Below are 24,965 nucleotides of genomic sequence, written 5' to 3'. Positions count from 1 at the left end.
CGTGTCAGACGAGACCGTTCACGATCACGCGCCCCACACCGCCGAAGAGGCCGGGGACGCCCACCACCCCGAGAGCGCTCCGCAGCCGGCGCCAGCCGCGCGTCCGACCTGGACGGTGATGGGCGTGGTGCGGGCGATGTTCCATCTGGCCATCGAGCGGTCCTATGCCCGCGTCGGCCTCGTCGGTCTCGGCTTCGCGGTGGTGTTCCTCACCATCGCCGGCCGGCTCGTGGCGATGGCGGCCTTCCCCCAGGCCGATAACGGCGACAACCGCGTCGCCGCCGCGGCCACCACCGCGATCCGGCCCGACATCGTCGACCGCAACGGCGAGATCCTCGCCACCGACATCCGCACGGTCTCGGTCTTCGCCGAGCCGAAGAACATCTACGACAAGGACGAGGCGGTCGAGCTCCTCACCGCCGTCCTGCCCGAGCTCAACGCCACCGACCTGCGCGCCAAGCTCTCGACGAAGAAGGGCTTCGTCTGGGTCAAGCGCGAGATCACCCCGAAGCAGCAGCTCGAAGTGCATCGCCTCGGCATTCCGGGCGTCGGCTTCTTGCCAGACCACAAGCGCGTCTACCCCAACGGCACGGCGGCGGCCCATATCCTGGGCGTGACCAACCTCGACAATATCGGCATCGCCGGCATCGAGAAGTACATCGACAATACCGGCTTGAAGGACCTCAACAGCCTCGGCTTCGTCGCCAAATCCACCGACCTCCGCCCGGTCCAGCTCTCCATCGACCTGCGGGCGCAGTTCGCCCTGCGCGACGAGCTCGCCTGGGGCCTCGACCACTTCAAGGCCAAGGCCGCGGCGGGCATGATCCTCGACGTGACCACCGGCGAGGTGATCGCGCTCGCCTCCCTGCCGGATTTCGACCCGAACAACCCGGCCGAGGCGAACAATCCCGACCGGATCAACCGGATGAATGTCGGCGTCTACGAGATGGGCTCGACCTTCAAGGCGATGACGCTGGCCATGGCGCTCGATTCCGGCAAGTACAACGTCAATTCCACCTTCGATACCCGCGGCGGCGTGCTCACCTGGGGCCGGCAGAAGATCCACGAATATCACGGCACCAACCGCACCATCACCATGCCGGAGGTGTTCACCCACTCCTCCAACATCGGCTCGGCCAAGATGGCGCTCGGCATCGGCGTGCCCGGCCACAAGGCCTTCCTGAAGAAGATGGGCCTGACCGACCGGATGCGGACGGAACTGCCCGAGAGCGCGGAGCCCATCGTTCCCTCGCGCTGGACCGAGATCAACACCATCACCATCGCCTTCGGACACGGTCTCGCGGTGGCCCCCCTCCAGGCGGCGGCGGCGGTGGGCGCCATCACCAATGGCGGCAATCTCATCGTGCCGACCTTCCTCAAGACCACCGAGGCCGAGGCGCTGAAGAAGGCGACCCGCGTGCTCAAGCCCGAGACCAGCGAGGCGATGCGCTTCATCATGCGCCTCAACGCGGTGGAAGGCTCGGCCAAGAAGGCCTCGATCCCGCTCTACTATGTCGGCGGCAAGACCGGCACCGCCGAGAAGGTGATCCACGGCCGCTACGTGAAGAACCGCCTGTTCACGACCTTCATGGCCGCCGCGCCCATGAACAACCCGAAATACCTGTTCGTCACCATCATGGACGAGCCGCAGGGCCTGCCGGAATCCGGCGGCTACGCCACCGCTGCCTGGAACTCGGGCGTCGTCACCGGGCGGGTGATCGAGCGCGTCGCCCCGATCATCGGTCTGCCGCCGCAATTCGATCCGCCGGTGAAGCCGTTCCCCCTCATGGTGAAGCTCGGCGCGTATCACGCGACGATGCTCGACGGGCGATGAGCGGCATGACCCTCGGCGAATTGTTTCCCGAGGCCGACCTCGGTGCTGCGGCGGGAAACGCCGCGCATGGCATCACCGCCGATAGCCGCCGGGTCGTTCCCGGCGGCGTCTTCGTGGCGGTGCCGGGAACGCGGGTGGACGGCAAGGTCTTCGCGGCCAAGGCCTTCGCGGATGGCGCCGTCGCCATCCTGGGGGAGGGCGATCGGCCCGCCGACCTGCCGGCAGAGGCTCTCTGGATCGCCGTTCCCGACGTGCGACGGGCCCTGGCGCTCGCCGCCGCGCGCTTCTCCGGCCGCCAGCCGCAGACCGTGATCGCGGTCACCGGGACCAGCGGCAAGAGTTCGGTGGCCGATTTCGTCCGTCAGATCCTGTCGCGTCTGGGATTCGCTTCGGCGAGCCTCGGCACGGTCGGCATCGTCACCGATCGCGGCGCGCAATACGGCTCGCTGACCACGCCCGATCCGGTCTCGCTGCACGAGACCCTGGCGCGGCTGGCGGATGACGGCATCACCCATCTCGCCATGGAGGCGTCGTCCCACGGGATCGAGCAGCGCCGCCTCGACGGCGTGACGCTCACTGTGGCCGGTTTCACCAATCTCGGCCGCGACCACCTCGATTATCACGCCACCATCGAGGAGTATCTCCAGGCCAAGCTGCGGCTGTTCACGACGCTCCTGCCGGACGGCCGGCCCGTGATCGTCAATGCCGATGGTCCCTACGCCGACCGGGTCATCGAGGCCGCGCGCGCTGCCGGGCACGATGTCCTGACGACCGGCATGAAGGGCGATGCCATCCGCCTCGTCGACGCCCGGACCGAAGGCTTCGCCCAAGTCCTGACGATCCGGCTCGGAGACGAGCCGGGGACGCACCGGGTCGACCTGCCTCTCGTCGGCGCCTTCCAGGTGGAGAACGCGCTCCTCGCCGCCGGCCTCGTCGGCGCCGCCATCGGACGCGACCGCATGGCGGACATTCTCGCCACCCTCGAACACCTCACCGGCGTGCCCGGCCGCATGGAGCGGATCGGCGAGGTCAACGGCGCCCTCTGCCTCGTGGATTACGCTCACAAGCCCGAAGCCCTGGAGAGCGTGCTCGACGCGCTCCGCCCCTTCGCGACAGGTCGCCTGACCTGCGTCTTCGGCTGTGGCGGCGACCGCGACACCGGCAAGCGCCCGCTCATGGGCGCCATCGCGGCACGCAAAGCCGACCTCGTCATCGTCACCGACGACAATCCGCGCAGCGAGGATCCGGCCTCGATCCGCGCCGCCATCCTCGCCGCCTCTCCCGGCGCCATCGAGATCGGCGACCGGGCCGAGGCGATCCGCACCGCCATGCGCGGGCTCCGGCCCGGCGACGTGCTGGTGGTGGCCGGCAAGGGTCATGAAACCGGCCAGATCGTGGGCGCACAGGTGCTTCCGTTCTCGGATCACGAGGTGATCCGGTCTGCGATCGCGGAGGTGGGGGCGTGAAACGGTCGTCGGTCGATCCGATGCGAAGGGTGTGCGTCCCCCTCTCCCCGCAGGCGGGGAGAGGGCTTCCTGCACCTCGCCGTGCAGGAAGCGAGCGGAGCGACGGTGAGGGGGGATCTCCGGAGGAGACTCGTCCGTCGTCGCCCCCTCACCATCGGCTGCCGCCTCGCCGTGCTCCCCGACAGGGTGGAGACACGGCCCTCTCCCCGCAGGCGGGGAGAGGGGATGCGTCCGACCGTTCATTACGAGTGACTCGCCGATGACGACGCCCCTCTGGACCCCCGAGGCCCTGGAAGCCGCCACCGGCGGCAGCCTGCTCGGCAATCCGAAGCCGATCACCGGTGCCTCCATCGACACGCGGACGCTGCAGCCGGGCGACCTGTTCTTCGCCATTCGCGGCGAGGCGCGGGACGGCCATGATTTCGTTCGCGATGCCCTGGCGCGCGGTGCCGGAGCGGCCGTGGTCGCCGCCGACCGGGCCGAGGAATTCGCCGGGGCGGGCGGCGTCCTTGCCGTGTCGGGAGCGGGCGAGGATCCGATCCTCGAGGCCATGCGTGCCCTCGGTGCGGCCTCGCGCCGGCGCACGGATGCCGGCATCGTCGCCGTCACCGGCTCCGTCGGCAAGACCGGCACGAAGGAGGCCCTGCTCCACGTCCTGTCCGCGCAGGGGCGGACCCATGCGTCCATCGCCTCCTACAACAACCATTGGGGCGTGCCGCTGACCCTGGCGCGGATGCCCGCCGACAGCGATTACGGCGTGTTCGAGATCGGCATGAACCACGCGCGCGAGATCGTGCCGCTGACGGCCATGGTCCGGCCGGACATCGCGCTGATCACCACCGTCGAGCCGGTGCATATCGAGCATTTCGCCTCGCTCTCGGCCATCGCCGATGCCAAGGGCGAGATCTTCTCCGGCCTGAGCGCCGGCGGGACCGCGATCATCAACCGCGACAACCCGAACTTTTCGCGCCTGCTCGCCCATGCCCATGCCTCGCAGGCGGGGCGGGTCGTCACGTTCGGCGAGCACGAGGAGGCCGATGTCCGCGCCCTTCGTATCGTCATGCGGCCCGATCTCTCCGTGGTGGACGCTTCGGTGATGGGTATCCCCGTGACGTACCAGCTCGGAACGCCCGGCCGACACACGGCGATGAACTCGCTGGGCGTCATGGCGGTGGTCCATGCCCTGGGCGCCGACCTGGCGCGAGCCGCCCTGTCCCTGGCCGCGTTGAAGCCCCCCGTCGGGCGCGGCGAGCGCACGGCGCTCAAGCTCAAGGACGGCGAGGCCTTCCTGGTGGACGAAAGCTACAACGCCAACCCGGCCTCGGTGCGCGCGGCCCTGGCCACCCTGGCCGGCATCGAGACCGGATCGCGCGGGCGCCGCATCGCGGTCCTCGGTGACATGCTGGAACTCGGAGCGGCGGCGGAAGAGCACCATCGCTCCCTCGCCTCGGCCGTGGAAGAGGCCGGGATCGATCTCGTCTTCACCGCCGGCCCGATGATGCGCCACCTGTTCGAGGCGCTGCCGGTGAGCCGGCGCGGCGTCTCGGCCGGAGCGTCGTCGGATCTCGTCGATCCGCTCCTGGGTGCCCTGCGCGCCGGAGACGCCGTGATGGTCAAGGGATCGAACAGCATCCGCATGGGCCGCATTGTCGAAGCCCTCAAAGCCCGCTACGCGGGCGCCGTGGACCGCGCCGAGTCGGCGCAGGCCGCGATCCGCCAATAGACCTCCGTGTCAGGCCCGGCTCGCCGGGAGAGCCCGCGAGCCGGGCGGCATGGCGGGGATGGAAAGGCGCGCGGCCTCCTCCAACCCCGACGATCCATTCCCAGACAAACCGCGACCGGGTGTCGGATGCTGTATCTCCTGTCGGACCTGAGCGGCACGCTCTCGCCCCTCAACGTCTTCCGCTACATCACCTTCCGTACCGGCGGCGCGCTGTTCACGGCGGGCTTGTTCGTGTTCTGGTTCGGGCCGCTCATCATCTCGCTGCTGCGCCTGCGCCAGGGCAAGGGGCAGCCGATCCGCGAGGACGGGCCTCAGACCCACCTGACCAAGCGCGGCACGCCGACCATGGGCGGGCTCATGATCCTGGCCGGCGCCATCGTGGCGATCCTGCTCTGGGCCAATCCGCGCAATCACTTCGTCTGGGTGACGCTGGCCGTGACCCTCGGATTCGGCGCCATCGGCTTCTACGACGACTACCTCAAGGTGACGAAGCAGTCGCATAAGGGGTTCTCGGGCAAGTTCCGGCTGCTGCTCGAAGCCTCCATCGCCATCTCGGCCTGCACCCTGATCTCGTATTATTCGGCGCCCGCGCTCCAGAACCAGCTCGCTTTCCCGGTCTTCAAGGATGCGCTCCTCAATCTCGGCTGGTTCTATGTCCTGTTCGCCGGCTTCGTCATCGTCGGCGCCGGCAACGCGGTGAACATCACGGACGGCCTCGACGGCCTCGCCATCGTGCCGGTGATGATCGCCTGCGGCACGTTCGGGGTCATCGCCTATCTCGTCGGCAACGTCTTCACCGCCAACTACCTCCAGGTGAATTACGTCCGCGACACCGGCGAACTCGCCGTCGTCTGCGGCGCGGTGATCGGCGCCGGGCTCGGCTTCCTGTGGTTCAACGCCCCCCCGGCGCAGATCTTCATGGGCGATACCGGGTCGCTCGCCCTCGGCGGCCTCCTCGGCACCGTGGCTGTCGCCACGAAGCACGAGATCGTGCTGGCCATCGTCGGCGGCCTGTTCGTCCTGGAGATCATGTCGGTGATCATCCAGGTCGCCTCGTTCAAGCTCACCGGCAAGCGCGTCTTCCGCATGGCGCCGATCCACCACCATTTCGAACAGAAGGGCTGGAAGGAGCCGCAGGTCGTGATCCGGTTCTGGATCATCGCCGTGATCCTGGCGCTGGCCGGCCTCGCGACGCTGAAGCTGCGCTGAGCGTCGTATGACGGTTCGCCACAACCGGTCTTCCTCCCGCCGATCACCTCGTCCTGAGGCCCGCTCGCGCGGGCGCCTCAGGATGAGGTAGAGGGAGGGGGACAAAGATCAGAGCATTGGCGAGTTCGAGACCCGCATGACCCCCGCCACCACCTTCGCCGGCCGCACGGTCGCCCTGTTCGGCCTCGGCGGCTCCGGCCTCGCCACGGCGGTCTCGCTCCAGGCCGGGGGCGCCCGCGTCGTCGCCTGGGACGACAGCCCCGAGAGCCGGGCCAGGGCGCGCGAACGGGGCATCGGCGTCGCGGATCTGCGCAGCGCCGACTGGTCGGGCTTCTGCGCCCTGATCCTGGCCCCCGGCGTACCGCTGACCCATCCCGCTCCGCACTGGACCGTCGATCTCGCCAAGGCGGCCGGAATCGAGATCGTCGGCGACGTGGAGCTGTTCTGCCGTGAGCGGGCCAAGATCGCCCCCGATGCGCCGTTCGTCGCCATCACCGGCACCAACGGCAAGTCCACCACCACGGCGCTGACCGCGCATATCCTGAGCGACGCGGGCCTCGACGTTCAGATGGGCGGGAATATCGGCACGGCGATCCTGTCGCTGGAGCCGCCGGCTCCGGGGCGCTACCACGTCATCGAACTGTCCTCGTTCCAGATCGACCTGACGCCGTCCCTGAGCCCGAGCGTCGGCGTGCTCCTCAACATCACGCCCGACCATCTCGACCGGCACGGGACGATGGAAAACTACGCGGCGATCAAGGAACGGCTGATCCGGGGCTCCGCCCTCGCGGTGGTCGGCGTCGACGACGAGCCGAGCCGCGCCATCGCCGACCGGCATCGGGGACCCCTCGTACGGATCGGTGTCGCGCGGCAGGACGTGGACGGGCTGACCGTCCGCGACGGGATCGTGGCCGGGCGCTCCGGGGAGGCCATCGCGGATGTCGCCGGCATCGGCTCGCTCCGGGGCGCCCATAACTGGCAGAACGCCGCCGTCGCCATCGCCGTGGCCCAGGCTCTCGCCGTGACCGACGGGCAGATCGCATCGGCACTCGTGAGTTTCCCCGGCCTGCCGCACCGGATGGAGGAGGTCGGCCGGCGCGGGCGGGTCCTGTTCGTCAACGATTCAAAGGCCACCAACGCGGATTCCACCGAGAAGGCCCTCACGGCCTTCCGCGACATCCACTGGATCCTCGGCGGCAAGCCGAAGGAGGGCGGCATCGACCTGCTCGCGCCGCTCTTCGACCGCGTCGCCCACGCCTACCTCATCGGCGCGGCCAGCGACGCCTTCGCCGCGACGCTGGAGGGGAGGGTGCCCTATACGCGCTGCGGCACCCTGGACGTGGCGACGAAGCAGGCGGCGGAGTCCGCTGCGAGATCAGAAGCGTCGGAGCCGGTGGTCCTCCTCTCGCCGGCCTGTGCTTCCTACGACCAGTTCAAGAGTTTCGAAGATCGGGGCGACCAGTTCCGCGCGCTCGTGCGGGGGCTGATCGGATAATCCGACGCCGCGTTGCTCAAATCCTGGTCCGCCCCCGGCTTCCCGGGACAGCGACGGCCTGACGCTCGGGCGACCGCCCTCGGCATGCGAGGGACGTGAGACCGTCGGTTTAAGTCTTCGCTGACGGGGAGTGCCTCATGCTGAGGCCGGGCGCGTATCCTGAGGCGGGTTGGACGGGCGGAATGGCGGCAGGCGGGAGATGGAGCGCGGATGAGGCGGGCGTCGCTATGGTGTCGGCTGCTCCTCGCCGTGTCTCGTCGGGCCCGCTCCACACCCTCGGCTACACGCTGTTGGCGCTGGTCATCTTCTTCACGTGCTTCACCTTCATGAAGCCGTCGCCCTATGATTTCCTGGCATTGCCGACGATCGCGTTGTGGTTCCTGCTGGGGATCAGGCTCTACCGCTCGACGATCCTCATCGTCGCACTTCTGCTGACCTATCTGTCGGCCATCGTCATCGCGTTGATCCCCTATCTCGACGAGACCAATTCGGTCGAGTGGACCTATCAGGCCATCTATCTCGGGCTGACCGGCATTTTCTTCGTGATGTTCTTCTCGGACGAGACCTCCGACAGGGTCGGTTTCGTCCTCAAGGCCTACCTCGCGGGAGCGCTTTTTGCCGCGATCTGCGGCATCTTCAGCTATTTCGACGTGCTCGGCGAAGACGTGCTGTTCAAGATGGACGGACGCGCCTCGGGCGTGTTCCAGGACCCCAATCTGCTCGGATCCTTCCTCATCCTGTCGGTGCTGTATCTCATCCGCAGGATGCTGGTGGGGGAGACGCGGCGGAACTTCCTCTCCGCGACGGCACTGCTCGTCCTGCTGGCCTGCGTCTTCCTTTCGTTCTCGCGCGGGTCCTGGGGAGCCTGCCTCCTCGGCATCTGCCTGACGATCGGCCTCACATGGGCAACCTCACCATCGCGGGCCATTCGGCGGCGCATCGCCCGGCTGTCGGCCCTCACCGTCCTCGTCGGCGCGCTCCTGATCGGCGGCCTCCTGTCGATGGAGGGGGTCTCCGAGCGCTTCACCGATCGGGCGCAGGTCACGAAGGATTACGATGAAGGCGAGACCGGACGGTTCGGCAACCAGCGTCGCGGCATCCCGATGCTCATCGATCGCCCCCTCGGTTTCGGGCCTCTGAGATGGCGCGTGGTCTTCGATCTGGAGCCGCACAATTCCTATATCGGCGGGTTCGCGAATGGGGGATGGCTCGGAGGTTTCGCGTTCGTCTCCATCGTCCTGACATCCATCTTCGTCGGGTTTCGCCTGTGCCTCAAACAGTCACCCTATCAGGGGCTCGCCCAGATCGTGTTTCCGGCCCTTCTGATGTTCTTCCTCCAGGCATTTCAAATCGATATCGAGAAGTGGCGTCACGTTTACATGATGCTCGGGATGCTATGGGGGCTCGAGGCCGCACGTGTTCGCTGGGTGTTTCAACAGCGATCCCCCACATGAAGTCTCACACTGGGTCTGTTGCCGTGGCGTCGAAGTCTCGCCGGCGAAGGAAATGATGCTGTGTGCCGTCGCAAATGAGGCGGCGGAGGGCGAAATTCTCACGCGAGACATAGAACGTTATCCTAGCGGCCTGCATATGTGATGCTCCGCAAGGCTGCCACCGCAGCGCAACGAGGCCCGATCCTTGATCACGCCGTCTCATGAAGCCGAGCGCGTCGCCGCGCTTCACGGCCTGGGTATCCTCGATACGCCCCCCGAAGAGCATTTCGAGGCGGTGTCGCGCACGGCCAAACGCCTCTTCGGGGTCGAGAAGGCCTATGTCGCCCTCATCGATTCCGACCGGCAGTGGATCAAGTCGGACTGTGACCTCGCCGGCAAGGAGATGCCGCGCCTCGAATCGTTCTGCCATCACACCATCGCCGGTGGCGACATGCTCGTGGTGCCGGATGCGCGCCTCGATCCGCGCTTCGCCGGGAACCCCTTGGTGACCGGCCCCGATCCCATCGTCTTCTACGCCGGCGTGCCACTGTGCCTCGAATCGGGTTTCCGCGTCGGCTCGTTCTGTCTCATTCACAGCACGCCGCGCCCGTTCAGCGCGGAGGATGAAGCGGCTCTGCACGACCTCGCGGTCACCGTCACCGCCCATCTTCGCCTCGCGGACGCCCATGTGAGGCTGGTCCGCGAGGCCGAGGAACGCGCGGCCCATCAGGCGACGATCGCCGACCAGCGGGAAGAGTTGCAGCAGCGCCAGAGCGCGCTCGCCAGCGCGCATCACCTGCTCGCCATGGCGGAGGAGGTCGCCGGGATCGGCCATTGGCGCGTCCGGCTCGCCGATGGCCAGACCTTCTGGTCCACGGGCATCTACGGGATTGCCGGGCTCGATCCCGCGACCTCCGCGCCGACATTCGACGGGGCCCTCGATCTGCATCATCCCGACGACCGTGAACTGGTTCGGTCCAGCATTTCCGATGCGCTGGAGCGAAGAGGTGCTTTCGCCTTCGAAGCGAGGATGGTTCGTCCGAATGGGGAGGTCCGAACGATGGTCGTTCGCGGCATCTGCGAATGCGACGTGGCGGGTCTGGCCGTCGGGCTGGTCGGCACCGCCATCGACGTTACGGACGCCCGCAATTCCGACGCCGCCCTGCGGGAGCGGACGAGCCAGTTCCGCCGTCTCGTGGACGCGGTGAGCGATTGCGCCTTCGTCACCCTCGACCGGACCGGCCACGTCGCCAACTGGAACAGCGGGGCCGAGCGGATCACCGGCTATTCCGCGAAGGATGCCATCGGGCGTCACGTCTCGCGCTTCTATACGACGGAGGGGCTCGAAGCGGGGGCGCCGCGCATCGCGCTCGCCACCGCCGCCTATGAGGGGCGGCTCAAGTTCGAGTGCTGGCGGGTTCGCCGCGACGGCTCGCAATTCTTCGCCAGCGTCGCCATCGATGCCATCCGCGACGACGAGGGGGCCGTGGTCGGCTATGCCGAGATCACCCGCGACATCACCGAGCGCCGCGCGGCGGAACTCGAACTCCAGCGCAGCGAGGATCGCTACCGCACCCTCGCGGAGGCCCTGCCCGCCCTGATCTGGACGACCCGCCCGCCGGACGGGACGGCGACCTATGTGAATCCGGCCTTCACCGATTTCTACGGTGATATCGGTCCCCAGCGGAGCGAGCGCACCGCGCGCAACCATCCCGACGATGCCGAACGCATGGAGGTCGCGTGGCGGAACGCCCATGCCTGGGGGCGGACCTTCACGGTTGAGGGACGCCTGTGCCGCCATGACGGCGTCTACCGCTGGCATAAGATCGTGATGATCCCGATCCCGACCCATGACGACCGGGCGCCCGATGCCGCCGAATGGCTCGGCACCGCCCTCGACATCGACGACATCATCACCGCACGCCAGCGGTTGGAGGAGACCACCGACCTGCTGCGCATCGCCCAGGACGCGGCCGATGCGGGCACCTGGGATCTCGACCTCTGGACGGATACCATCACCCTCAGCCCGAAAGCCGTCGGCCTGTTCGGCCTCCCCTGCGAGGGCGCCCGGGCCATGCCCGTCCAGGACTGGATCCCGCTGGTCCATCCCGATGACCGGCAGGCGGTCCGAGAGGAAGCAGCCAACGCGATCCGAAACCGGACCAACTACCTCGCCGAGTACCGCATTGTCGTGGACGCGGAGGAGCGCTGGATCTCGACCTGCGGTCGCGTGCTCTACGACGCGGCCGGCGCGCCCTATCGGATGGTGGGCCTGCATTTCGACATCACCGAGCGCAAGACGGTGGAGGCCGCGTTGCAGGCGGCCACAGTCAGGGCCGAGCAGGCCAGCGCTGCGAAAAGCGAATTCCTCGCCGCCATGAGCCACGAGATCCGGACGCCGCTCAACAGCATCCTCGGCTATGCCGACCTCCTGCTGGAGGAGCCGAGCCGGACGCCGGACGACAGGCACCGCCTCGAACTGATCGGAGGGGCGGGCGCCGCGCTTCTCACCATCGTCAACGACGTCCTCGACTTCTCGAAGATCGAGGCGGGGCAGTTCACCCTGGAACTGCTCCCCTTCCCGTTGCGCGACCTCATCGAGAATACGGTGGAGATCGTGCGCGGCAGCGCGCTCAAGAGCCCCGTGACCATCCTCTCGCGGCTCGACCCCGCGCTGCCGCCCTGGGCATTGGGGGATGCGAACCGGCTCCGGCAGGTGCTGCTCAATCTCCTCAACAACGCGGTGAAGTTCACCCCTGCGGGTTCCGTCACCCTGAACGTCAGACAATGCGGCGAGGAGGCGGGCGGCCCCGTCCTGCGCTTCGAGGTGGTGGATACCGGTATCGGCATCTCGGAGGAGGAGCAGATCCATCTGTTCCAGCGCTTCAGCCAGGTCGATTCCTCCATCAGCCGTCGCTTCGGCGGCACCGGACTCGGCCTCGCCATCTGCCGCCGTCTCGTCTCGATGATGGATGGGGAAATCGGGGTCACGAGCCGTCCCGGCGAAGGATCGACCTTCTGGTTCACCCTCGCCCTGCCGCGCACGGAGGCCGCGAGCGGCCCCGCTGAGGCCGGGGAGGGGAGAGTGGTGGCGAGGAGCACCTTGGTCCCGAGGCCGGTGCGGATCCTCGTCGCCGAGGACGTTCCGGTGAACCAGACCCTGGCTCGGGCGGTCCTCGAACTCGCCGGCCACAGTGTCGACGTGGTGGGCAACGGTGCCGAGGCGGTGGCCGCGATCCAGGCCCATGCGGGCGGACCGCTCGCTTTCGATCTCGTCCTCATGGACGTCCAGATGCCCGGCATGGATGGGCTCGCCGCCACGCGCCTGATCCGCGCCCTGCCTGCCCCCGCCTGCGCGGTGCCGATCATCGCCATGACCGCCAACGTCCTGCCCGAGAAGGTCGCCTCGCTGACGGCCGCCGGGATGGACGACCATGTCGGCAAGCCGTTCAAGCGCGATGCACTCTACGCGGCCATCGCCCGTTGGAGCGGCCCCGTGGCTGCCGGCGACGCGCCGGCCCTACCGACCATTCTCGATCTCGAGGTCTACGAGTCGCTGAGGGACATGGTGGGGCCGGAGCGGGCGACGGTCCTGCTGTCGATGCTGGCCGACGAACTCATCGACCGGTTCGGATCGTCGCCGCAGGCCGTGGATCTGTCGGGTATGGAGCCGGCGGATCTGGCCTACGACGCGCACGTCATGGTGTCGGCCGCCGGGCTGCTCGGCTTCGTCGGTCTGTCGGATCTCTGCCGCGAGATCGAAACAGCCTGCCGCAACGGGGACGACCTCGCTCTGCTGGTCCAGCGTCTCGTCGTCGTCCGGGACGGTACCCTTGGAACGATCAGGATGCTGCAAGCCGCCTGACCGTTCGGTCTCATTCGGTCTCGGGCGTCGGCTCGTCTTCCGGCTCGGGTTCCGCCGTCCAGGCCGTGGCGAAGGCGGCGAGCTGCATGGCATCCTTGAAGGCCATCACCGAGACACTGCGCTCGGTGGGCATTCCACCCGGATAAGGAGCGATCAGGACGGTCTCCTGGGACAGACGCGCGCCGGGGGTCTTCTCGGCGATCCAGGCCTCCGCCTCGGCGCAGAGACGTGCCGGGTCGGAGGGATCTCGTGCGCGGGAATCCGAGCGCAGCACGAGGACGTAGGGGCCGAGCGTCGGATTGCGCTGCTGCAGGCCCTGGATGATGTCGATCATGATCGTGTCTCGTCACGTTCCTGCCGGGGGCGCGGCACGGCCCCCGGCGAATCCGGTCGTTCAATGAAGCTTGACCCGCGGCTCCGTGCGCCGCGTCAGGGCGCGGGCCGTGGCGTCGAGGGCGGTCTTGATCGTGCCGTGCAGGGCGCGCTCGTGCATCTTGTAGAGCGACCAGTACATCATCCGCGCGAACAGCCCGGCGATGAACATGTTCTTTCCCTGGATGAAGCCCATCAGGTTGCCCACCGTGGAATATTCCCCGAGGGACACCAGCGAGCCGAAATCCCGGTACTTGAACGGCTTCAGGGGCTCCCCGGCCATCTTGATCGGGATCTGCTTGATGAGATGGCTCGCCTGCTGGTGCGCCGCCTGCGCACGCGGCGGGATCGGCGTGTCCGAGCCCTGCTCCACCAGATAGGCGCAATCGCCCATGGCGAAGATGTCGGGATCGCGCGTGGTCTGGAGAGTCGGCGTGACCACGAGCTGATTGTTGCGCGTGGTCTCGAGGCCGCCGATCTCCTGCAGGAACGGCGGCGCCTTCACGCCGGCCGCCCAGACCACGAGTTCGGAGGGGATGAACCCGCCATCGGCGAGCTGGACGCCGTCGGCTCGGACTTCCGTCACCCGTGCCTGAGTGCGGACCTCGACGCCGATCTTGTTCAGCAGCGCCATCACCTCCGCCGAGAGACGCTCGGGGACGGCCGGCAGGATCCGGCTCGCCGCCTCGACGAGGGTGATCTTCAGGTCCTTGGCGGGGTCGATCTTGTCGAGGCCGGTGGAGGCCACGTCGCGGGTGGTGCGATGAAGCTCCGCCGCCAATTCGGTGCCGGTGGCGCCGGCCCCGATCACCGTCACGTGGAGCTGGCCGGGGCGCACCGGCCCGACCTGGGTGTGCGCGCGCAGCATGCCGTTGACGAGGCGCTGGTGGAACCGCACCGCCTGGTCCGGCGTGTCCAGGGCGATGGCGTTCTCCTTCACCCCCGGCGTGCCGAAATCGTTGGTGGTCGAGCCCACCGCCAGGACCAGCGTGTCGTAGGGGATCGAGCGGACGGGCGTGACCTCGCGGCCCTCGGCATCGTGGCTCGCGGCGAGCTGGATCGTGCGCGCGGACCGGTCGAGCCCCGTCATCGAGCCGATGCGATAGCGGAAATGATGCTGATGCGCGTGGTGGAGATAGTCCACGGCGTGGTGACCGACATCAAGGCTGCCCGCGGCGACCTCGTGCAGCAGCGGCTTCCAGATATGGGTCCGCGCCCTGTCCACGAGGGTGACGTGCGCCTTGCCCTTCCGGCCCAGCGTGTCGCCGAGCTTGGTGGCGAGCTGAAGCCCAGCCGCGCCTCCACCGACGACCACGATGCGGTGGAGGTTGTCCACGGTTTCGCCCGGTACCATGCGTCCCTCGTCCCTTGAACTTGAGCGGCAGGCGGCCCGCCTTTTTCTCCGCTCGGGTCTTATAGGCAAAATCTTTTTTGAACGGCAGCCTCAGCTACGCGGCCCGGCCGATATTCTCACGCGGGCGCGCCGGGCTGGCGTAGGGGATGCGCCCTGGCGAACGCCTCCTGCCCCAGGCAATCCTCGGCGATCCGCCTCACGGTGGGATAGGGCGCGGTCTCGACGCCGAAGATGCCGGTGCCGACCCAGAGGCTCACGAGGCAGAGGTCGGCATGGCTGATCGCGTCTCCCTGCGCATAGCGGCCGGTGCCGGGCTCGTGGGCGAGGCGGGTCTCCAGCGTCTTGAGCCCGGTCTCGAACCAGTGCCGCACGAACCCCATCATGCCGTCCTTCGGGATGTCGTAGGCCGACATCAGGTAGTTGCGCACCCGCGGAACATAGAGCGGATGAGTATCGCAGGCGACCACCTGCGCCAGGGACCGCGCGCGCGCCCGGGCTTTCGGATCGCTCGGCAGCAGGGCCGGCTCGGGATGGATGTCCTCGAGATAGTCGAGGATCGCCAGCGATTGGGTGAGGGGAGGGCCGTCGCCGTCGAAGAAGGCGGGCACGGCGCCCTGCGGGTTGATGGCGAGATACTCGGGCTCGAACTGGTCGCCGGCATCGAGATCGATGAAGGTCTCCTCGCAAGCGAGGCCCTTGAGGTTGAGGGCGATGCGCACCCGGAAAGCGGCGGCCGAGCGCCAGTTGCCGTACATCTTCATGGCCGTCTCCCCTTCAGCCTTTGGTCGCCGGGGACCACACCCGACAACGAAGCCGATCGCAAGTGCCGATTCCGTCAGAGGGACCCGGAGGTTCTGGCCATGATCGTGCATTTGGCAGCGAGGCCGCCTTCGCGCATAGACGGAGCGAACCGGCCACCATCTCAGTCCGACGGGTGAATGCGAGATGCAGATCGAAACGCCCTACCTGATGTTCCTCGGCGACGTTCCCGATACGTTAGCAGCCAAGACCGCCTACGGCATCGCCGACTGGCGGCCGGACTGGTGCGTCGGCCAGTTGCGCCTGCCCGGCTGCGCCGCCGATCTCGGCATCCCGGACCTGACCCTGGACGAGGCCGTGGCCCAGGGCTGCCGGACCATGATCATCGGCGTCGCCAATGCCGGCGGCGTGCTCCCGACGCATTGGGTCTCGGAGGTCGTGGCCGCCCTGAATGCGGGGCTCGACATCGCCAGCGGCCTTCACGTGCGCCTCGGCTCGCTGCCGGAGATCGCCGAGGCGGCCGAGAAGAACGGGCGCCAGTTGCACGACGTGCGCCACACCACCGAGACCTTCGACACCGGCAAGGGCATCCGGCGGCCGGGACGTCGCTTGCTGAGCGTCGGCACCGATTGCTCCGTGGGGAAGAAATACACCGTCCTCGCCCTGGAGCGCGGCATGCGCGAGCGCGGCCTCGATGCGGATTTCCGGGCCACCGGCCAGACCGGCGTGTTCATCTCCGGGCGCGGTGTCGCCATCGATGCGGTGGTGGCCGACTTCATCTCCGGCGCCGTGGAATGGATCGCTCCCGCGGCCGACCCGGACCATTGGGACCTGATCGAGGGTCAGGGCTCGCTCTACCACCCGTCCTTCGCCGGCGTCAGCCTCGGCCTGCTCCACGGTGCCCAGGCCGATGCCTTCGTCGTCTGTCACGAGCCGAGCCGCAAAGCCATGCGCGGCGTGGCGCATCCGCTGCCGTCGATCCAGCAGGTGATCGACCTCACGATCCAGCTCGGAAGCCTCACCAATCCCGGCATCTGCCCGGTGGGGATCGCGGTGAACACGCAGAAGCTCGGGGAGGACGAGGCCCGCACCCTGCTCCAGGATCTGACCAAGGAGCACGGGTTGCCCGCCACCGATCCGGTCCGCTTCGGCGTCGACGGGATCATCGACCGTCTGCTGGCGGAGTTCCCCGCCGGGAGCGCCGCATGACCCGCCGCCTCACGGTCGCGGTGGAGCGCTTCCCCATCGCCGGGGCCTTCACCATCGCGCGGGGCAGCCGCACGGAAGCGGTGGTGGTGCTCGCCACCATCACGGACGATGCCGACGGCCATCTGGGCCGGGGCGAATGCGTGCCCTATCCGCGCTACGGCGAATCCCCCGAGGGCGTCTGCGCCTTGATTTCCGAACAGGCCGACGCGATCGCGGCGGGGGCCACGCGCACCGATCTGCTCACGCTGATGAAGGCGGGAGCCGCGCGCAACGCCGTCGATTGCGCCCTGCTCGATCTGGAGGCCAAGCAGCGCGGTCGCCCGGCCTGGGAAATCGCGGGCCTGAGCCTGCCGCAGGTCGCCACCACCGCCTATACGCTGAGCCTCGGCACGCCGGAGAGCATGGAGGAGGCCGCACGCGGCGCGGCGCACCGGCCCCTGCTCAAGGTCAAGCTCGGCGGAGAAGGCGATCCCGAGCGCATCGCCGCCGTTCGTCGCGGCGCGCCGGAATCGCGCCTGATCGTCGATGCCAACGAGGCGTGGAGCGGAGAGACCATCGAGGCGAATCTGGCCGCCTGCCTCGCCGCGGGGGTCGGCCTCATCGAGCAGCCGCTCCCGGCCGGCGAGGACGCGTTGCTCGCCCGTATCGCCCGGCCGATCCCGATCTGCGCCGACGAGAGCCTGCACGACCGCGCCGGCCTCGACGCGCTCTCCGACCGCTACGACGCCATCAACATCAAGCTCGACAAGGCCGGCGGCCTCACCGAGGCGGTGATGCTGGCGCACGAGGCAAAGGCGCGGGGGCTCTCGCTGATGATCGGCTGCATGGTCGGCACGTCGCTGGCCATGGCGCCCGCCATGCTGCTCGCCCACCACGCGGATTATGTCGATCTCGACGGGCCCCTGCTGCTGGCGCGGGACCGCGAGCCGGCCCTGCGCTTCGACGGCAGCCTGATCCATCCGCCGACGCCGGACCTCTGGGGATAGGGCCGAGAGTTCTCGACGCCCGGTTCGGGTTTCAAATCTCGCCGAACGACCCTGCAAAATGGTGCCGATCCCCGTCGCCGAGTTGACGGAATGGTGCAGGGACGGGCATGGCCCGATGCGTGCGACCCGGATCGGCCGCAAGCGTGACAGGTCCACCATGTTGAAGACCCGAATCATTCCCTGCCTCGACGTGAAGGACGGGCGCGTCGTCAAGGGCGTCCAGTTCCTGGAACTGCGCGATGCCGGCGATCCGGTGGAGGCGGCCAAGGCCTATGACGCGGCCGGCGCCGACGAACTCTGCTTCCTCGACATCACCGCGAGCCACGAGGCCCGCGGCACCCTGCTCGACGTGGTGAGCCGCACGGCCGAGGCCTGTTTCATGCCGCTCACGGTCGGGGGCGGCGTGCGCACGGTGGAGGACATCCGCACCCTGCTCCTCGCCGGGGCCGACAAGGTCTCGATCAACACGGCGGCGGTGAACGACCCCTCCTTCGTGGAGCGCGGCGCCCTCAAGTTCGGCAGCCAGTGCATCGTCGTCGCCATCGACGCCAAGCGGACCTCCGCCCCGGGCGAGCCGGATGCCTGGCAGATCTTCACCCATGGCGGGCGCAAGCCCACCGGGCTCGACGCCATCGACTTCGCCCGGACCGTGGCGGCGCGCGGTGCCGGTGAACTCCTCGTCACCTCCATGGACCGGGACGGGATGCGCTCGGGCTACGACATCGCCCTGACGCGGGCGATCTCGGACGCGGTCTCGGTGCCGGTCATCGCCTCGGGCGGCGTCGGTGGCCTCGACGACCTCGTGGCAGGCGTGCGCGACGGTGGCGCCAGCGCGGTGCTGGCCGCCTCGATCTTCCATTTCGGCCAGCACACCGTCGCCGAGGCCAAGGCGCATATGGCGAAGGCCGGCTTGCACATGCGGCTCGACCCGTGACGGGTCGCGGCGCCGAGGTCCGACCCTTGCCCAATCCCTTCCCGTGCCGCAGGCTCGTCGCCGTTGCGTGCATCGTCCGGCCTGCCGAGAGCTAGGATCGCATGACCGATTTCACCCTGAGCGATCTGGACGCCCTCATCGCCGACCGCGCCGCCGCGCCGCCGGACCAGTCCTACACGGCCAAGCTCCTGGCCGGCGGGCCGGCCAAGCCCGCCAAGAAGCTCGGCGAGGAAGCGGTCGAGGCTGCCATCGCCGCCGTGCAGGGCGATCGTGACGGGCTCGTGAGCGAGGCGGCGGACGTGCTCTACCACCTCCTCGTGCTGCTGCGCGCCGGCGGCGTCGCCCTGCCGGAGGTGATGGCGGAACTCGAGCGCCGCACCGCCCAGAGCGGCATCGCCGAGAAAGCGGCCCGGAGGCACCCGTGACCGTCGAGCCGTCACGGCCCATCGCCATCGTGTCCGAGCGCGATCCCGCCCTCGGCCAGGACCCGGTGACGGGGATCGGCCCCGAGCGCCTGTCGCCCTATCGCCTGTTTTCCCGTGAGGAATGGGCGCAGTTACGCGCCGATACCCCGCTGACGCTGACGGGGGACGATGTCAGCCGCCTGCAATCGCTCAACGATCCCATCTCCATCGAGGAGGTGGTGGCGATCTATCTCCCGCTGTCGCGGCTGCTCTCCCTCTACGTCGCGGCGACGCAGGGGCTGTTCAAGGCGACCCAGCGCTTCCTGCTGGCCGAGCGCGAGGCCAAGGTTCCCTACATCATCGGGGTCGCCGGTTCGGTGGCGGTGGGCAAATCCACCACCGCCCGCGTCCTCAAGGCTTTGCTCGCCCGCTGGCCGAACACGCCGAAGGTCGACCTCATCACCACCGACGGGTTCCTGCTGCCCAATGCCGAGCTGAAGCGCATGGGCGCGATGGAGCGCAAGGGCTTTCCCGAGAGCTACGACACCGCCGCCCTCCTGCGCTTCCTCACCGACATCAAGGCCGGTAAGAAGAGCGTGGCGGCGCCGCTCTATTCCCACCTCGTCTACGACGTGGTGGCGGGCGAGGAGCGGGTGGTGGAATCCCCCGACATCCTCATCGTCGAGGGGCTCAACGTCCTCCAGCCGGCGCGCCTGCCGCGCGACGGCACCGCGATCCCCTTCGTCTCCGACTTCTTCGATTTCTCGATCTATCTCGACGGGCACGAGGACGACCTGCACCGCTGGTACGTCAACCGCTTCCTGCGCCTGCGCCAGACCGCCTTCCGTGATCCGCTCTCGTATTTTCGGAAATACGCCGAGGTGACGGAGGCCGAGGCCCTCGATATCGCCGACAACCTCTGGACCACGATCAACCTGCCGAACCTGCGCGACAACATCCTGCCGACGCGCCAGCGCGCCAGTCTGATCCTGGCCAAGGGCGCGAGCCATCGCATCGAGAGCGTGGCGCTGCGGCGGTTGTGAGCCGGAGCGTATCCCTCAGCCCAGCGGATACGCCGCCTCCACCACATACGGCCCGCCGCCCCGCGATTCCCGCGCCGAGAACAGAGCCACCCGCGTCGCGGTGAACCGCAAAGCCGGAAACAGGCCTCTCTCGGCGAAATACTCCGCCACGTCCGGTGCCTGGGTGTCGCGCTTGGCGAGACGAGCCAGGGTCACGTGGGGCGTGAACTTGCGTCGCTCCGGCTCGGCACCGGCGGCGCGGGCGATGCGCTCGTGCTCCTCCTGCAGGTCGAGGAGGTCGGGCCCGGCAGTCATGCTTGCGATGATCGCGCGGGGCCTGTCGCCGCCGAACGCGTCGAGGCCGGACAGCGTCACGTCGAGAGGCGGGCGCGGGCGCGCTTCGACGAGGCCGGCATGGAACGCCTCGGCCACTTCGTCCTCCACATCGCCGAGGAAGCGCAGGGTGATGTGGAGGTCGCCGCGCTCGATCCAGCGCGCGCCGCGCAGGCCGCATTGATAGCGCGACACGGCCTCGGCGATGTCGTCGGGGAGTTCGAGGGCGGTGAACAGGCGCGGCATCGGTCTATTTCTGCGCCGTGCCGAGCCGGTCGAGGAATGTCTCCACCGTGGGCAGGATGCCGGAGACGATGGTCTCGACGCCCTTCACATTGGGGTGGAGCCCGTCCTCCAGGTTGAAGCGCCGGTCGTTGAGGATGCCTTCCAGAAAGAACGGATAGAGGACGAGGCCGTATTGCCGGGCGAGATCGGGATAGATCGCGTTGAACCGCGCGACGTAGTCCGGCCCGAGATTGGTCGAGGCCTTCATGCCGGCGAGCAGGACCGGGATATCACGGGCTTTGAGCCGGGAGACGATGGTGTCGAGGGCCTTTCTCGTCACGGCGGGGTCGGTGCCGCGCAGCATGTCGTTGGCACCGAGTTCGAGGATGACCCCGTCGGTCCCGTCGGGGACCGACCAGTCGAGACGGTCGAGCCCCCCGGTGCTGGTGTCGCCGGAGACGCCCGCATTGGCGATCGACACGGCGCGGCCCCTGGCCTTCAGTTCGCGTTCCAGCACGGAAGGGAAGGCCGCGGCCGAGGGCAGGCGGTACCCGGCAGTCAGGCTGTCGCCGAAGGCCACCAGGTTGAGGGGACGTGCGGCGGCGTGGCCGATTCCCGTACCCAATGCGGCAAAGAGTGCCATCACCAGCGTCGCCCGGCGGGAATGCTGGCGTGGTGGAGCGAGACGAACCATATCGACCTCATCGCGTGACGTATGACACAGACCCATTCCCGCACAGCCTCGACCTATGGTGTTCATGACGATGGTCTCACACAGATCGGTCCTGCCGTGATGCCCGGCAAGGTGGACGCTCCCGCGATCGCCCTGTCGCGGATCGATCTCAGCCTCGGTCGGGGGGCGGCGCGGGTCCATGTCCTGAGGGGCATCTCCCTCGATGTGGCCCGCGGCGAGGCGGTCGGCCTCGTCGGCCCCTCCGGCTCGGGCAAGTCGACCCTGCTGATGGTGATGGCGGGCCTGGAGCGGCCGGAATCGGGAACGATCCATGTGGAGGGCACCGATCTCGGCGCACTCGACGAGGATGCCCTGGCGCGGTTTCGCGGCCGGCGCATCGGCATCGTGTTCCAGGCCTTCCACCTCGTGCCGACGATGACGGCCCTGGAGAACGTCGCGCTGCCCCTCGAACTCGCCGACAAGCCGGGTGCGCACGAGCGGGCGCGGGTGGAACTGGAAGCGGTCGGCCTCGGCCACCGGCTGCACCACTACCCCGCCCAGCTCTCGGGCGGCGAGCAGCAGCGCGTCGCCATCGCCCGCGCCATCGCGCCCGACCCGGCGATCCTGGTGGCCGACGAACCTACCGGCAATCTCGACGAGGCCACGGGCCGGCAGATCGTGGACCTTCTCTTCGCCTTGAAGCGCGATCGCGGCGCGACCCTCGTCCTCGTCACCCACGATCCCGGCCTCGCCAAGCTCTGCGACCGCACCGTGCGTCTGCGCTCGGGGCTTGTGGACGAGGCGGTGGCGGCGTGATCCGGCTGAACCCGCGCGTTCGGCGGAAGGCCTGACCCCATGCATGGCACCCTGCCTCGTCCCGCTCCGCGCCCCAGCCGCGTCCCGCTCACCCTGCGCCTCGCCTTCCGCGAGTTGCGCGCCGGGCTCGCCGGTTTCGTCGTGTTCCTCGCCTGCATCGCGCTCGGCGTCGCGGCCATTGCCGGGGTCGCCTCGATCTCGCGCTCGCTCACGGATGGTCTCGGCCGAGAGGGCAAGCGCATCCTCGGCGGCGATCTCACCTACAGTCTGATCAACCGCGAGGCGACACCCGACGAGCGGGCCGCCCTCGACGCGCAGGGCAAGGTCTCGGTGGTCACGACCCTGCGGGCCATGGCGCTGGCCGGGGACAAGGGCGCGGCCCTGGTGGAACTCAAGGCGGTGGACGGTGCCTATCCCGCCGCCGGGGACCTCGTCACCGACCCGGCCTTGCCGCTCCCCGATCTGCTGGCCGAGAGGGATGGGGTGTTCGGCGCCGTCGCCGATCCGGTCCTGCTGACGCGCCTCGACCTCGAGGTCGGCGACCGCATCGAGATCGCCGGCAAGCCGATCGCCATCCGGGCCACGCTGGTCTCCGAGCCGGACAAGATCGCCAACGGCATCGGCTTTGGCCCGCGCCTCCTCGTCTCCGCCGAGACGCTTCAGGCGACGGGGCTGATCCGCCCGGGCAGCCTCAACCGGTGGAGCTATCGCATCCAGGCCCCCGCCGCCGACGATGCGGAACTGGAGCGGCGGATCGCGGCCGTCGCCCGTGCGGTGCCGGATGCCGGCTGGGAGATGCGCTCGCGGTCCAATGCCGATCCGCGTTTCGCCAAGAGCGTCGAGCGCTTCACCCAGTTCCTCACCCTGGTCGGGCTCACGGCGCTCATCGTCGGCGGGGTCGGGGTCGCCAATGCGGTGAACGCCTTCGTGGCGCGGAAGCGCGGGTCCATCGCCACCCTGAAGAGCGTCGGCGCGCCGGGAGGGCAGGTCGTCGGCATCTATCTCACACAGGTGATGCTGGTGGCCGGGCTCGGCACCGTGATCGGGCTCGCGATCGGGGCGGGCCTGCCATTCCTCCTCGATGCCCTCTTCCACGATGCGCTTCCGCTGCCGTTGAACCCGACCCTGGCTCCGGCGGAGCTGTTGTTGGCCGCCGCCTACGGACTGCTCACGGCGCTCGCCTTCGCCATCATTCCCCTGGGCCATGCCCATGACGTGCCGGTCTCCGGCCTGTTCCGGGACGTGGTCGATCCCGACACCCGCAAGACGCGGTTGCGCTACCGGCTCATCCTCGTCGCGGCGCTCGCCGCCCTGGTGGCGCTGGCGCTGGCCACGGCTTTCGACCGGAGGGTCGCGCTGATGTTCATCGTGGCGGCCGGCCTCGCCTTCGGGCTGCTGCGTCTCGTCGCCCTCGGCCTCATGGCCGGGGCGCGGCGCCTGCCCCGGCCGCGCTCGGCGGCGCCCCGCATGGCTTTGGCCAACCTTCACCGCCCCGGCGCGCTCACCCCCGCCATCGTCCTGTCGCTCGGCCTCGGGGTGACCCTGCTGGTGACGCTGAGCCTGATCGACGCCAACGTCCGGCGGACGCTGACGAGCTCGCTGCCGGCTCGTGCGCCGAACCTGTTCTTCCTCGACATTCCGGCGGCGGAGGCGGACGGGTTCCATGCGGAACTCGGCAAGCTCGCGCCGGGGGGCAAGATCGAGCGCGTGCCGATGATGCGCGGGCGCATCGTCGCCATCAACGGCACCCCCGCCGCCGCGATCAAGCCGCCCGAGGATGCCGCCTGGGTGCTCGATGGCGACCGCGGGATCACCTATGCCGAGGATCTCCCGGAGGGATCGAACCTCGTCGCCGGCTCGTGGTGGAATGCGGAGGAGGGGGCGAAACCCCTGGTGTCCTTCGATGCGGAACTCGGCCGCGCGCTGAACCTGGCTGTCGGCGGCACCGTCACGGTCAACGTCTTGGGGCGGAATCTGACGGCGAAAGTCGCGAACCTGCGCAAGGTCGAATGGCGCAACCTCGGCATCAATTTCGTCATGGTCTTCTCGCCCGGCACGTTCCGGGGCGCGCCGCATTCGGACCTCGCCACCCTCACCCTGGCGGGCGGGCCGGATGCCGGGACCGAGGCCCTGATCCTGCGCGACGTCGCCCGCGCCTTTCCGTCGGTGACCAGCGTGCGGGTGAAGGACGCCTTGGACACCGTCAACGACATCGTCGGCAAGCTGGTCCTGGCGATTCGCGCCGCCAGCGGCGTCGCCGTGGTGGCGAGCCTGTTCGTGCTCGCCGGCGCCATCGCGGCGGGGCACCGCGCCCGGCTGTACGATGCCGTCGTGCTGAAGGTCCTGGGCGCCACGCGCGGGCGCCTGCTCCTGGCCTACACGCTGGAATACGGCGCCCTGGGCATCGCCACCGCCCTGTTCGGGCTTCTCGCCGGCACGCTCGCGGGCTGGACCATCGTGACCCGCGTGATGAAGCTCGACTTCGCCCTGGACCTCTCCGGTGCCCTCGTCGCATCCACCCTCGCGGTGGTCTTCGCGATCGTCCTCGGGCTGGCCGGGACATGGCGCATCCTCGGCCAGAAACCGGCTCCCTACCTGCGTCAATTCTGAGGCCGGAGGTCGTCCGCCTCCCAATCGACGGAGAAAGACGACGCCGAAGTCATGGTTTATGACTTGTCACTATAGCTCTGGTGCGCCGCGCGGATGATGAACGAGATTTAATCCGCCCTCATCCAAATAAAGATAGAGGTCAGAAGCGGTGATTCCCTGGCCGCAAAGCTCGGCCGCCCCCTTGTGCGGAGCGGCATGACGGAACATATTTCGGCTCAAGGCGCGGTCACGTGCCAGAGGTCC

General features: G+C 68.7%; 19 protein-coding genes. 14 read left to right on the top strand and 5 right to left on the bottom strand.

Annotation, left to right across the window (positions count from 1 at the left end; genetic code table 11):
- The first annotated feature begins 1 nt into the window (after nucleotide 1).
- The 7 genes from A3OM_RS0118050 to A3OM_RS0118020 all read left to right on the top strand — a co-directional run bounded on the left by A3OM_RS0118050 (nucleotide 2) and on the right by A3OM_RS0118020 (nucleotide 13,025).
- Nucleotides 2–1,834 (top strand): penicillin-binding protein 2, encoded by a 1,833-nt coding sequence (locus A3OM_RS0118050; RefSeq protein WP_018045179.1) that lies wholly within the window; start codon nucleotides 2–4, stop codon nucleotides 1,832–1,834.
- Nucleotides 1,831–3,300, top strand: a complete 1,470-nt coding sequence (locus A3OM_RS0118045; RefSeq protein ID WP_018045178.1) for a UDP-N-acetylmuramoyl-L-alanyl-D-glutamate--2,6-diaminopimelate ligase — start codon at nucleotides 1,831–1,833, stop codon at nucleotides 3,298–3,300. Before A3OM_RS0118050 ends, A3OM_RS0118045 begins: the two co-directional genes overlap by 4 nt.
- Nucleotides 3,301–3,559: 259 nt before the next feature.
- The gene (locus A3OM_RS0118040; RefSeq protein WP_018045177.1) at nucleotides 3,560–5,023 is read left to right on the top strand and encodes a UDP-N-acetylmuramoylalanyl-D-glutamyl-2,6-diaminopimelate--D-alanyl-D-alanine ligase; all 1,464 of its coding nucleotides are present in this window, start codon (nucleotides 3,560–3,562) and stop codon (nucleotides 5,021–5,023) included.
- Nucleotides 5,024–5,149: 126 nt separating this feature from the next.
- On the top strand, nucleotides 5,150–6,232 hold the full coding sequence (gene mraY, locus A3OM_RS0118035) for a phospho-N-acetylmuramoyl-pentapeptide-transferase (protein WP_018045176.1): 1,083 nt from the start codon (nucleotides 5,150–5,152) through the stop codon (nucleotides 6,230–6,232).
- A gap of 136 nt (nucleotides 6,233–6,368) precedes the next feature.
- Nucleotides 6,369–7,727, top strand: coding sequence for a UDP-N-acetylmuramoyl-L-alanine--D-glutamate ligase (murD, locus tag A3OM_RS0118030; RefSeq protein WP_018045175.1), 1,359 nt, complete (start codon nucleotides 6,369–6,371; stop codon nucleotides 7,725–7,727).
- Nucleotides 7,728–7,954: 227 nt separating this feature from the next.
- A complete protein-coding gene (locus tag A3OM_RS0118025) occupies nucleotides 7,955–9,181 on the top strand; it encodes an O-antigen ligase family protein (protein ID WP_018045174.1) in 1,227 nt (408 codons plus the stop codon).
- 184 nt (nucleotides 9,182–9,365) lie between these two features.
- The gene (locus A3OM_RS0118020; protein WP_018045173.1) at nucleotides 9,366–13,025 is read left to right on the top strand and encodes a PAS domain S-box protein; all 3,660 of its coding nucleotides are present in this window, start codon (nucleotides 9,366–9,368) and stop codon (nucleotides 13,023–13,025) included.
- 10 nt (nucleotides 13,026–13,035) lie between these two features.
- On the opposite strand, the gene A3OM_RS0118015 is transcribed toward A3OM_RS0118020, so the two are convergent.
- From A3OM_RS0118015 to maiA, 3 genes are all read right to left on the bottom strand, one after another.
- On the bottom strand, nucleotides 13,036–13,359 hold the full coding sequence (locus A3OM_RS0118015; protein WP_018045172.1) for a hypothetical protein: 324 nt from the start codon (nucleotides 13,357–13,359) through the stop codon (nucleotides 13,036–13,038).
- A 60-nt stretch (nucleotides 13,360–13,419) separates the two neighbouring features.
- Nucleotides 13,420–14,751, bottom strand: a complete 1,332-nt coding sequence (locus A3OM_RS0118010) for an NAD(P)/FAD-dependent oxidoreductase (protein ID WP_018045171.1) — start codon at nucleotides 14,749–14,751, stop codon at nucleotides 13,420–13,422.
- A 116-nt stretch (nucleotides 14,752–14,867) separates the two neighbouring features.
- Nucleotides 14,868–15,512 carry a maleylacetoacetate isomerase gene (gene maiA / locus A3OM_RS0118005; RefSeq protein ID WP_018045170.1) on the bottom strand — a complete coding sequence of 215 codons (645 nt, stop codon included), beginning with the start codon at nucleotides 15,510–15,512 and terminating at the stop codon, nucleotides 14,868–14,870.
- A gap of 184 nt (nucleotides 15,513–15,696) precedes the next feature.
- Here maiA and dgcN point away from each other — a divergent pair, with 184 nt between their 5' ends.
- The 5 genes from dgcN to coaA all read left to right on the top strand — a co-directional run bounded on the left by dgcN (nucleotide 15,697) and on the right by coaA (nucleotide 20,086).
- A complete protein-coding gene (gene dgcN / locus A3OM_RS0118000) occupies nucleotides 15,697–16,719 on the top strand; it encodes an N-acetyltransferase DgcN (RefSeq protein WP_018045169.1) in 1,023 nt (340 codons plus the stop codon).
- Nucleotides 16,716–17,705: an N-acetyl-D-Glu racemase DgcA gene (dgcA, locus tag A3OM_RS0117995; protein WP_018045168.1), complete on the top strand. Its 990-nt coding sequence runs from the start codon at nucleotides 16,716–16,718 to the stop codon at nucleotides 17,703–17,705. Before dgcN ends, dgcA begins: the two co-directional genes overlap by 4 nt.
- Before the next feature lie 157 nt (nucleotides 17,706–17,862).
- On the top strand, nucleotides 17,863–18,639 hold the full coding sequence (gene hisF / locus A3OM_RS0117990) for an imidazole glycerol phosphate synthase subunit HisF (RefSeq protein WP_026176174.1): 777 nt from the start codon (nucleotides 17,863–17,865) through the stop codon (nucleotides 18,637–18,639).
- A 101-nt stretch (nucleotides 18,640–18,740) separates the two neighbouring features.
- Nucleotides 18,741–19,064 carry a phosphoribosyl-ATP diphosphatase gene (locus A3OM_RS0117985; RefSeq protein ID WP_018045166.1) on the top strand — a complete coding sequence of 108 codons (324 nt, stop codon included), beginning with the start codon at nucleotides 18,741–18,743 and terminating at the stop codon, nucleotides 19,062–19,064.
- A gap of 29 nt (nucleotides 19,065–19,093) precedes the next feature.
- Entirely contained in the window at nucleotides 19,094–20,086 is a 993-nt protein-coding gene (gene coaA, locus A3OM_RS0117980) for a type I pantothenate kinase (RefSeq protein WP_026176173.1), read from the top strand.
- 15 nt (nucleotides 20,087–20,101) lie between these two features.
- Here the strand turns inward: coaA and thpR are convergent, their stop codons facing one another.
- Together thpR and A3OM_RS0117970 are read right to left on the bottom strand one after the other, a co-directional pair.
- Nucleotides 20,102–20,644 (bottom strand): RNA 2',3'-cyclic phosphodiesterase, encoded by a 543-nt coding sequence (gene thpR, locus A3OM_RS0117975; RefSeq protein ID WP_018045164.1) that lies wholly within the window; start codon nucleotides 20,642–20,644, stop codon nucleotides 20,102–20,104.
- Nucleotides 20,645–20,648: 4 nt separating this feature from the next.
- On the bottom strand, nucleotides 20,649–21,266 hold the full coding sequence (locus A3OM_RS0117970) for an arylesterase (RefSeq protein ID WP_051074337.1): 618 nt from the start codon (nucleotides 21,264–21,266) through the stop codon (nucleotides 20,649–20,651).
- Between the two features lie 150 nt (nucleotides 21,267–21,416).
- Between A3OM_RS0117970 and A3OM_RS0117965 the strand changes: the two genes are divergently transcribed.
- Nucleotides 21,417–22,112: an ABC transporter ATP-binding protein gene (locus A3OM_RS0117965; protein ID WP_026176171.1), complete on the top strand. Its 696-nt coding sequence runs from the start codon at nucleotides 21,417–21,419 to the stop codon at nucleotides 22,110–22,112.
- Nucleotides 22,113–22,151: 39 nt separating this feature from the next.
- Nucleotides 22,152–24,722 (top strand): ABC transporter permease, encoded by a 2,571-nt coding sequence (locus A3OM_RS0117960; RefSeq protein ID WP_018045161.1) that lies wholly within the window; start codon nucleotides 22,152–22,154, stop codon nucleotides 24,720–24,722.
- Nucleotides 24,723–24,965 lie beyond the last annotated feature (243 nt).

The sequence above is a fragment of the Methylobacterium sp. 88A genome (assembly GCF_000376345.1).
Taxonomy (GTDB): domain Bacteria; phylum Pseudomonadota; class Alphaproteobacteria; order Rhizobiales; family Beijerinckiaceae; genus Methylobacterium; species Methylobacterium bullatum.
This window is presented reverse-complemented; position numbering and strand designations above follow the sequence as displayed.

What these genes read in the sequence shown, in the direction of transcription:
- A3OM_RS0118015 (WP_018045172.1), bottom strand. Translation starts at nt 13,359, where the DNA reads ATGATCGACATCATCCAGGGCCTGCAGCAGCGCAATCCGACGCTCGGC.
- murD (WP_018045175.1), top strand. Translation starts at nt 6,369, where the DNA reads ATGACCCCCGCCACCACCTTCGCCGGCCGCACGGTCGCCCTGTTCGGC.
- maiA (WP_018045170.1), bottom strand. Translation starts at nt 15,512, where the DNA reads ATGAAGATGTACGGCAACTGGCGCTCGGCCGCCGCTTTCCGGGTGCGC.
- dgcA (WP_018045168.1), top strand. Translation starts at nt 16,716, where the DNA reads ATGACCCGCCGCCTCACGGTCGCGGTGGAGCGCTTCCCCATCGCCGGG.
- thpR (WP_018045164.1), bottom strand. Translation starts at nt 20,644, where the DNA reads ATGCCGCGCCTGTTCACCGCCCTCGAACTCCCCGACGACATCGCCGAG.
- hisF (WP_026176174.1), top strand. Translation starts at nt 17,863, where the DNA reads ATGTTGAAGACCCGAATCATTCCCTGCCTCGACGTGAAGGACGGGCGC.
- mraY (WP_018045176.1), top strand. Translation starts at nt 5,150, where the DNA reads ATGCTGTATCTCCTGTCGGACCTGAGCGGCACGCTCTCGCCCCTCAAC.
- A3OM_RS0118010 (WP_018045171.1), bottom strand. Translation starts at nt 14,751, where the DNA reads ATGGTACCGGGCGAAACCGTGGACAACCTCCACCGCATCGTGGTCGTC.
- A3OM_RS0117970 (WP_051074337.1), bottom strand. Translation starts at nt 21,266, where the DNA reads ATGGCACTCTTTGCCGCATTGGGTACGGGAATCGGCCACGCCGCCGCA.
- A3OM_RS0118040 (WP_018045177.1), top strand. Translation starts at nt 3,560, where the DNA reads ATGACGACGCCCCTCTGGACCCCCGAGGCCCTGGAAGCCGCCACCGGC.
- A3OM_RS0118025 (WP_018045174.1), top strand. Translation starts at nt 7,955, where the DNA reads ATGGTGTCGGCTGCTCCTCGCCGTGTCTCGTCGGGCCCGCTCCACACC.
- A3OM_RS0117960 (WP_018045161.1), top strand. Translation starts at nt 22,152, where the DNA reads ATGCATGGCACCCTGCCTCGTCCCGCTCCGCGCCCCAGCCGCGTCCCG.
- A3OM_RS0117985 (WP_018045166.1), top strand. Translation starts at nt 18,741, where the DNA reads ATGACCGATTTCACCCTGAGCGATCTGGACGCCCTCATCGCCGACCGC.
- A3OM_RS0117965 (WP_026176171.1), top strand. Translation starts at nt 21,417, where the DNA reads ATGCCCGGCAAGGTGGACGCTCCCGCGATCGCCCTGTCGCGGATCGAT.
- A3OM_RS0118045 (WP_018045178.1), top strand. Translation starts at nt 1,831, where the DNA reads ATGAGCGGCATGACCCTCGGCGAATTGTTTCCCGAGGCCGACCTCGGT.
- dgcN (WP_018045169.1), top strand. Translation starts at nt 15,697, where the DNA reads ATGCAGATCGAAACGCCCTACCTGATGTTCCTCGGCGACGTTCCCGAT.